Source organism: Pantoea phyllosphaerae (genome assembly GCF_051025595.1).
Classification (GTDB): Bacteria; Pseudomonadota; Gammaproteobacteria; order Enterobacterales; family Enterobacteriaceae; genus Pantoea.
The window spans coordinates 677,230-687,090 of record NZ_JBPFDE010000001.1; the positions used below are offsets into that span (position 1 = coordinate 677,230).

1 protein-coding gene is annotated in these 9,861 nt (G+C 62.1%); it reads left to right on the forward strand.

The features are described from left to right. Positions 1-9 precede the first annotated feature (9 nt). Positions 10-9,861 (forward strand): hemagglutinin repeat-containing protein (locus tag ACR6A7_RS03190; RefSeq protein ID WP_434123308.1); only part of this gene is annotated, 9,852 nt, incomplete at its 3' end.

Sequence of the window (9,861 nt, forward strand, 5' to 3'; positions counted from 1 at the left end):
GTAAAGATTATGGACGATCGTCAACCTGTTTCCCTTGCCCGCCGCGCGCTGAGCTACCTCATCTGCTATCTGGTGGCCGTGCAGCCGATGCTGCCCGCCGCGGCGGCGCAGATTACGCCAGTCACGCCCGGCACGAAGATGGATGCCGCGGGCAACGGCGTGCCGGTGGTCAATATCGCCACCCCGAACGGCGCAGGCGTGTCGCATAACCAGTACCAGCAGTACAACGTCGGGCAGGAAGGGCTAATCCTTAATAACGCCACCGGCCAGCTTAATCAGACGCAGCTGGGCGGCCTGATCCAGAACAACCCCAACCTGAAAGCCGGGCAGGAAGCGCGGGCGATCATCAACGAAGTCACGGGCGCGAACCGCTCCCAGCTGCAGGGCTACACCGAAGTGGCGGGCAAAGCCGCCAACGTGATGGTCGCTAACCCGTACGGCATTACCTGCAACGGCTGCGGCTTTATCAACACCCCGAACGTCACGCTCACCACCGGCAGGCCGCAGCTGGACGCCAACGGCAACCTCGCCGCGCTGGAGGTGAGCAAAGGCGCGGTGATCGTCGAGGGCAAGGGGCTGGACGGCAGCAGCGCGGACGCGGTGTCGATCGTCGCGCGCGCCACGGAAATCAATGCCGGCATTCATGCGAAAGATCTCTCGGTGACGGTGGGCGCGAACCGCGTCGGCGCAGATGGCTCGGTCACGCCGATCGCCGGCGAGGGGACCGCGCCGTTGGTAACGGTGGATACCGGCGCGCTGGGCGGCATGTACGCCAACCGCATTCGCCTGGTCTCCAGCGAAAAGGGCGTGGGGGTCAACCTCGGCAACCTGGTGGCGAAACAGGGCGATATCCAGCTCGACAGCAGCGGCCAGCTGACGCTGAATACCAGCCTGAGCAGCGGCGCGCTGACGGCAAAAGGCGCGTCGGTCGCGCTGGGCGGCGATAACAAAGCGGCCGGACAGATTGCCGTCAACGCACAGCAGGATGTCGCCATCGGGCCGGGCGCGCTGGTGAGCGATGCCGTCATCGCCGTGTCGGCCAGCGGCAATCTCACCACGCAAGGCGCCAGCCTGACGGCGGGGCGGGATATCCGCTTAAGCGGCGGCACGCTGTCGGCAGACCAGGCCAGCCGGGGAAATGCGGGCGAGACGATTCAGCTGCAGGCGGCTACGCAGCTGAGCAATGCCGGGCAATTTACCGCGGGCAAGATGCTTTCGGCGAGCGCGCAACAGCTCGATAACCGCGGTTCACTTGCCGCGGCCGCCACCACGCTCAGCGCGGACACCGTAACCAACCACAGCGGCGCGACCCTTGTCGGCACCGGCAGCCTGGCGGTGCGCAGCGGTTCCCTGCTCAACCAGGGCGTGATCTCCGCGCCTGCGCTGACCCTCGACAGCGCGCAAACCGACAACAGCGGGCTGCTGCAGGGCGCGGATGCGCTCAGCTTCAGCGGCAGTCAATTCAACAACCTGGCGGGCGGCACCCTCAGTTCAAATAACGACTTCTCACTCAATTTCCAGACTCTGGACAACGGCGGCCTGATCAGCAGCGGCGCGACGCTGACGCTGGGCGGACGCAGCCTGATCAACCGGGGTGAAATCAACGCCGCGAACCTGACGGCGCTCAATGAGACGATCGGTAACGGCCAGAGCGGATCGCTGCTCGCGGAGCACCGCCTGCAGCTAAACAACAACGCGCTGCACAACAGCGGAAAAATCGCCGCCGAACAGCTGGCCATTAACAGCGGCGCAGTGAGCAACAGTGGGACGCTGCAGGCTAAGCAGACGCTGGAGACCCAGGGCCAGCAGCTCGACAACCGCGGAACGGTGCTGAGCGACGGGCAGCTAACCCTCAATGCCGACACGCTCAGCAACGCAGGCGCGCTGCAGGGACAGCAGGTAACCGTCATCGCCAACAGCGGGCTGAACAGCGGCAAAGTGCTGAGCCTGGGGGATGCGTCGTTTACGCTAGGGCATCTCGATAACCGCGGCAGCCTGCTCAGCCAGCAGGCGCTGCGGCTGAGCAGCGGGGAAACCGACAACAACGGGCTGATTCAGGGCACCCGCGCGCTCAGTCTGACGGGACAGCGCCTCGCTAACCTGGCGCAAGGCACGGTCAGCTCTGAGAACAGCTTTGGGCTGAATCTGCCTGAGCTGAACAATCTGGGCCTGATCACCAGCGGCGGCACCCTGACGCTGGCCGGCACCAGCCTGACCAACGGCGGCGAGATCAACGCGGCAGGTATCCTTGCCAGCAACGACAGCTTCAGCAACCAGCAGGGGGCGCGGCTGCTGGCGGATAACGCCCTGCAGCTCAGCAACGCCAGGCTGACCAACGGCGGAGAGATCGCCGCCAGCCAGCTGAACATTAACGGCGGCACAATCGACAACAGCGGCACTCTACAGGGCAAGCAGGCGCTGCTCGCCGCAGGCCAGCAGCTCAGCAACAGCGGCACCCTGCTGAGCGGCGGGGAGCTGAAGCTGGACGCGGGCAGACTGGCAAACAGCGGCCTGATGCAGGGCGAACGGCTGAATTTGACGGCCGCCGACTGGCAAAACCGCGGCAACGCGCTCAGCGTCGGCGACGCGCAGCTGAAGGCTGACAGCCTGAACAACAGCGGCAAGATCCTGGGACAGCAGGGCGTGCAGCTGCAGGCGGGCAACACAGACAACAGCGGCTGGCTGCTGGCGCAGGTGCTGACGCTGCAGAGCGATCTGGTGAACAGCGGGCTGATGCAGGGCACGGATGCGCTGACGCTCCAGGGCAACCAGCTCAGCAACCAGGCGGGCGGTCAGCTGATGAGCGCCGGTACGCTGGCGGTGCAGGGCGATAATCTGGTTAACCAGGGCAGCCTGCAGGGCGATCGGCTCGACCTGCGGGTAAACCGCTGGCAGAACCCGGGCAGTGCGCGCGCCGCCTCGCAGCTCACTGCAGAGGTCAGCGGCCTGCTGGATAACGGCGGCGCGCTGCTGAGCGAAAAGCGTGTTGACCTGACAAGCGGCGAGACGCGCAACGTCGGAACGCTGGCGGCGGATCAGCTGGGCATCACGACGGCGAATCTCTCCAACTCGGGTCTGCTGCAGGGCAACAGCGCGCTTACTCTCAACAGTGCGACCATTACCAACGCGATCGGCGGTCAGCTTATCAGCGGCTCCTCGCTGCTGCTCTCGCCGGTGACGCTGACCAACGCCGGACTGCTGCAGGTTGCTGGCGACCTCGACTTAAACGGACGCGACTTCAGCAACAGCGGACGGGTCACGGCGGACAGCGTCACCACCCGTCTGACCGGCACCTTCAGCAACGGCGACGCCGGGGTGCTGCTGGCGCGCCAGCAGGCGACGCTGCAGGCCGCGACGCTGGACAACGCCGGGACGCTGGCCGCGCAGCAGCTCGCCGCCTCAGGCGATACGCTGACTAATCGCGGTCTTGTGCAGGGCGACGCGGCGCTTTCAGCCGGGTTTGGTCAGATCAACAACCTGAGCGCGGGCACGCTGCTGAGCGGCGGCGATCTCGGCCTGCAGGCAAACAGCGGCAACAACGCGGGTGCGATGCAGGGCAGCGATCTGCACTATCAGTTCGGCGCCCTGACCAACAGCGGCACGATAAACGGCCTCGCGACGCTGACCGGCACCACAGCCGGACTGCTCGACAACAGCGGCACGATGGTGACAACAGGCAGCGCCAGCCTGACGGCGGGCCGTCTGGACAACCGCGGCAGGCTGATGGCGGATAGCCTGACGCTGCGCGGCGATACGCTCAGCAACGGCGGGCTGTGGCAGGGCAGCACGCTGCTGGACGCGCAGGCGACGGACGCCGTTATCCAGACAGCGCCCGGTAAAGCCCTGAGCGGCGGCGATCTGCTGCTCACTGCGCGCGACCTCAATACCGACGGCACGCTGCAGGGCAACCGCGTGCAGCTCGACGCTGAGAGCTGGCAGCATCAGGGCTCGCTGCTGAGCAGCGGCGACCTTACGGCGTCGATCAGCGGCGCGCTGCGCAACGGCGGCGCGGTGATGTCGCAGGGCAGTTCGCTGATAACCGCGCAGGATGCCGTGAACAGCGGCTCGCTGCTGGCAGAAAAAGCGATGACGCTGCGGGGCGGCGCACTCAACAACGGCGGTACCGTGCAGGGCGAGACGCTCACCATTACGCCCGCCAGCGTCACCAATCAGGGCAGCCTGATTGGTCTGCAGTCGCTGACGCTGGGCCCGGCCGCAGCGGTGCGCGGCCTGCGCCTGCTGGCGGTACAGGCGCAGCCCGCGCGCGTCTTGATCAATAACCCCGGCGGGCAGCTGCTGACGCAGGGCACGCTGAGCATTACCGGCGACAGCGTCACCAATAACGGGACGTGGCAGGGGCAGCAGATCCTGCTGAACGCCGCGAGCCTCGCCAACGGCGGCGCGATCCAGAGCGCCGACACCCTGCAGCTCAGCCTGCGCGACCGGCTCTCATCCTCGGCGGGCAGTAAAATCACCGCGAACGGCGCCGCCGCGCTCAGTGCGCTCAGCCTCAGCAATCAGGGAGAGTGGATAGCGAAAAACCTGACGCTGAACGGCAGCACCTTAGATAACGGCGGAGAGATTTCCGGCGTTAACGGGCTGACAACCCTGCTCGGCAACACGCTGACGCAGCAGCAGAACGGCGCGCTGCTGAGCGGCGGTCGGCTGGAACTGCAGGCCGCCGACGTCAATAACGCCGGACGGGCGCAGGGCGCGGATCTGATCATGACCACCGGCGCCGTCACTAACAGCGGGCGCCTGCAGGGCGACAACAGCCTGCTGCTCACCGCCGGCGGCCGCGTCACCAACGAGGGCAGCGGCACGCTGCTGAGCCAGAGCGGACTGACGCTCACCACGCCGGAGCTCTATAACTACGGCCTGATTCAGGGCGCGAACAGCCGCCTCACCGCCACCAGTTCGGCAACCAACACCGGCAGAGTGCTGTCGGCCGGGGAGCTGACGCTGAACGCGCCGCAGCTGACCAACAGCGGCTGGCTGCAGGCGACGCAGCTGACGCTGAATGCGACGAATGCCAGCAACAGTGGCACGCTGCTGGCCGACGGGCAGGGCACGCTGACCGGCGCGCAGCTGCAAAACCAGGGCACCGCGCAGGGCGGTAGCCTGACGGTGAACTACGCGCAGCTCACTAACAATGGAACGCTGCTGGGCGTCAGTCAGCTTAACGTGAAGGCGTCGCAGGTGACGCAGCAGGCGACCGGCAGACTCTTCAGCGGCGGTAACCTGCTGCTGGAGAGCGGCGGCTTCGATCAGTTGGGTCAGGTAGTGGCGCTCGGCGACGCCGCCCTCAACCTGATTAACGGCTTTACCGCCCGCCACACGCTGGCGGCAGGCAATCGGCTCAGCATCAGCAGCAACGGCGCGATCGATAATCAGGGCACCCTGCAGGGCCAGGCGCTGACGCTGAGTGCGGGCGGCGATTTGACCAATAACGGCCAGATCACCACCGGGAGCGGCGACAGCAGCCTGAGCGGCAACGGCATCACCCTGAACGGCAGCGGCACGTTACAGGGCGGCGGCAACGTCAGCCTGAACAGCCGCAGCGACATCACGGTTAATGGTTTTACCGGTACGCTGGGCAGCCTGACCCTGAGCTCGCCGGGCAGCATCGTCAACGCTGCGCTGATTTATGCCGGGCAAAACCTGGCGCTCTACGCGAACAGCATCCGCAACCAGCGCGGGGATATGCTGGCGGGCAACAGCCTGTGGATGCAGGGCGATGCGGCGGGGAATGCTAATGGCGAGGTGATTAATACGTCGGGAACGATTGAGTCGCAGAATGGCGATATTACTATCAGGACCGGGCATCTGCTGAATACGCGGGATGGGCTAAGTACTCATGATGAGGTCACTCAGTTAGCTACACCCTCATGGGCGAATGGTCCCAATGTCAGGATCCCGTTTACGTGGTTTAAATCCAGCGATTACAGTCAATACGTTAGTGGTACCCAATATCATCACGGTCATGGGGATGACTGGGAAACCCATACATACAGCTACAGACCAAACGCTGATGTTCAGGTGCAAAAGGTGGCGTATCAGTCGATTGCCGTGACCGCTACTGCTAATGGAGGAGCAGGACGTATTGCGGCGGGCAGGGATCTGAATGTACAGGCCGCGCAGCTGGACAATTCCGCGTCCACTCTGCTTGCCCGTAACAATATGGCGCTGTCAGGCAATCAGCTAAATAACCAGAGCTGGACGGATGGCACGACAACGGTTTATCAGATCTACCGTTATAACGGCGGCGCGTCCTCAAGCTCATTTGGCTACACGCTTGATGGCAGCCCGGTATACGAAACGACCGGCAGTGGCAACGTCTACCGCAGCGTCATTCAGGCGGGGAATACCATTACTGCTGACTTCAGTCAGAACATCAGCAACACCTCCACCGATCCACATGTTAGCGGAAGCGTAAACACGCTTAACGCACCGGTATTAAACACGCTGACTCAGCAGACGATAGGTGGAACGGCTCAGAAGCAATTACCTGTAACAGCAGACAAAGTCGCGGTGACCTCACCTGCGTGGAAAGACCAGGTTCAGAACGCACTTCTGCAGATCAACGGCACTGGTGCGCTGGCAGCGGAAAGCAATGATACTAAAGCCCTTGCTGACAGGTCCGTTAGCGAGAAAGGCCGCGTCGGTTTTGGTGTGTCAAATGCCCTGAAAGATGCCGGGTCTGAAGCCAAAGGAGCCACGCTGAAAAAATTTCAGGGCAGAGCGGTTGATATTAGCGCGTATCCGATACCAGTCAGTGACAACGGCTATTTTGTTGTTTCCACCAGCTCCTCAAGTCCTTATCTCATCACGGTCAACCCGAAGCTGGATGGGATGGGTCAGATGGACACTCGTCTGTTTAGCGATCTCAATACGCTGCTGGGCAAACAGCCTGGCAGCGCACCAAAAGAAATTCGCCAGCAGTATACGGATGCGAATGCTTTTCTTGGCTCTTCATACCTGCTCAACCGCCTCAATCTGAAACCTGAGCGAGACTATCGATTCCTCGGCGATGCGGCTTTTGATACCCGTTACGTCAGCAATGTGGTGCTAAACCAGACCGGCAGCCAGTATCTGAATGGCATCGGGTCGGACCTGGAACAGATGCAGTATTTGATGGATAACGCCGCGGCGGCTAAACAGTCGCTGGGGCTGCAGTTTGGCGTCTCACTTTCCGCCGATCAGATTGCCTCTCTCGACCATAGCATTCTGTGGTGGGAGTCGGCGACCATTAATGGCGAAACCGTCATGGTGCCTAAACTTTACCTTTCAGCCAAAGATACAGCCGTTAATAACGGTAGCGTGATTGCAGCTAAAAATGTCAACGTGACCGCCGGCTTATTAACTAACAGCGGCAGTACGCTGCTGGCATCGGACAGTCTGTCTCTCGATAGCCAGAACAGTATCAGTAACCTGAATGATGGGCTTGTGAAAGCGGGTAACAGCCTGAATCTCAGCGCAATTGGTGATATCAACAATGTCAGCAGCGTCCTTCAGGGCAAAACCGTCGCACTGGAAACGCTGAATGGCAGCATCAATAACATCACGTTATCTAATCCGCTTGGGATAGTCAGTAATAGCCTGAAAAACGTTCAGACTGGCAGCATTGCCACCATCACTGCAGACCAATCCTTAATACTCAATGCGGGTAAAGATATTACGCTTGATGGAGCATCCATCTCCTCAGGCAGCAATCTGTTAATGAGCGCCTGGGGCGACATTGCCCTTAATGCCAATCAGCTAGCCACAACATCCGGCAGTGGTTATAAGCCAGTTCAGAACGACAAAGTTTTCTATCAGGGAAGCCGGGTCAGTGCTGGCGGTAACCTTCTTATTGAGGCCGGACACGATGTGGCGATTACGGCCAGTGATGTTAGTGCCAAAGGCAATGCCACCCTCAGCGCGGCAAACAATCTGCAGCTTAACGCCGCACAAACCAGTGAGAGCAGCAAGCAGAGCAAGGGGAACAAGGAGACGCATAGCTCTGGTTCAGATCGCACGACAGTTTCTTCGGGTGGGGATCTGGTGCTGGCTGCAGGTCAGGATCTCACTAGTCAGGCAGCCGCAATCGTTGCAGACGGCGATGTCGGGCTGCAGGCCGGACGCAATATCAACCTGAACGCGGAAGAGAGCCGAACCGGCAACAGCGAACGCGGCAGCAAAAAAACCGTTATTAATGAAACGGTACGTCAGCAGGGCACCGAGATTGTCAGCGGCGGCAGCGCTACGCTGGTGGCTGGAAACGATATCACCAGCCAGGCAAGCACTCTCACCGCGAACAACGATCTGGCGCTGCAGGCTGGTCACGACGTGAATATCACGACCGCCACGGAGAGCGATTACGCCTACAAAGAAGAGACGAAAACCAAAAAAAGGCTGTTCAGCAAAAAGACCACCCACACCATCAGCGAAGAGAGCGACACTGCTGAAAAAGCCTCGCAGCTGAGCGGCGATCGCGTTTCAATCATCGCGGGCAATGACCTGACGGTGAAAGGATCCTCAGTGATTGGCGAAGGCGATGTGGGCCTGAAAGCCGGGAACGATCTCACCATCGCGGCGGCTACCGATACCCAGACCAGCTATCGCCTGAGCGAAACCAAAAAGAGCGGCATGTTCAGCGGCGGCGGCCTTGGCGTGACCTTTGGCAGCGCATCCACGAAACAGCAGCTGAAGCAGGACGGTACCACCCAGAGCCAGAGCGCCAGCACCATCGGCAGCACCGGCGGCAACGTGACGCTGGTTGCCGGTCAGGATGCGCGCGTGGCAGGTTCCGACGTGATCGCGAAGCAGGATATCAGCCTGGCTGGCGGATCGGTTACTATCGATCCGGGCAACGACACGCTGACGCGACGCCAGAGCTATGAGCAGAAGCAGAGCGGCCTGACGCTGCAGCTCACCAGCCCGATCACCGACGCGCTGCTGAGCCTGGGCTCGCAGGCAAAAGAGGCGAGCCAGGCAGGGGACGATCGCCTGAAGGCGCTTAACGCCGTGAAGATGCTGGAAAGCGGCTGGGCGATGTCAGACGCGGTCCAGGATTCTGCCTCGGCGCTGGCTAATGGCAAAATAGACGATGTCGGCATTAAAATCGCGCTTAACGTCGGGTCCAGCAAGAGCAAATCCTCATCGGAATACAGCAGCAATACCGTCAGCGGCAGTTCGCTCAGCGGGGGCGGTAGCGTGGCCGTCGTCGCCACCGGCGCGAACGGCGCCAGCGGCGATCTGACGCTGGCAGGCAGCGGTATCACTGGCAAAAACGTAACGCTGGCCGCCGCGCACGACCTGAACCTGATCGCCGCCAGCAACCATACCGAACAGAAGAGCAGCAACAAATCATCCGGCTGGAGCGCCGGGGTGCATGCCGCCATCGGCAAAGAAACCGGCTTCGGCGTACAGGCCAGCGGCTATATGGCCAGCGGCGGAGAGAACGGAGACAGCACGACCCACGTCAACAGCCGCGTCAACGCGAAGGATAACCTGACGCTCAGCAGCGGCAACGACACGCTGCTCTCCGGCGCGCAGGCGCTGGGCAGCAGCATCAGCGTCAGCGCGGGCAATAACCTCACGCTCACCAGCCTGCAGGATACCGATAACTATCAGAGCAAACAGCAGAGCGCCAGCGGCGGCTTCAGCTTCACCTGGGGCACGGGCGGTTCGGCCGGGCTGAGCCTCAGCAAAAGCAGGATAAACAGCGAGTACGCCAGCGTCGGCGACCAGAGCGGGCTGTTTGCGGGCGACGGCGGCTATGACATCTTTGTCGGCAACCATGCGCAGCTTAACGGCGCGGTCATCGCCTCTACTGCGGATGCGGCGAATAACCGCCTGTCTGCCGGCACGCTGGGCTGG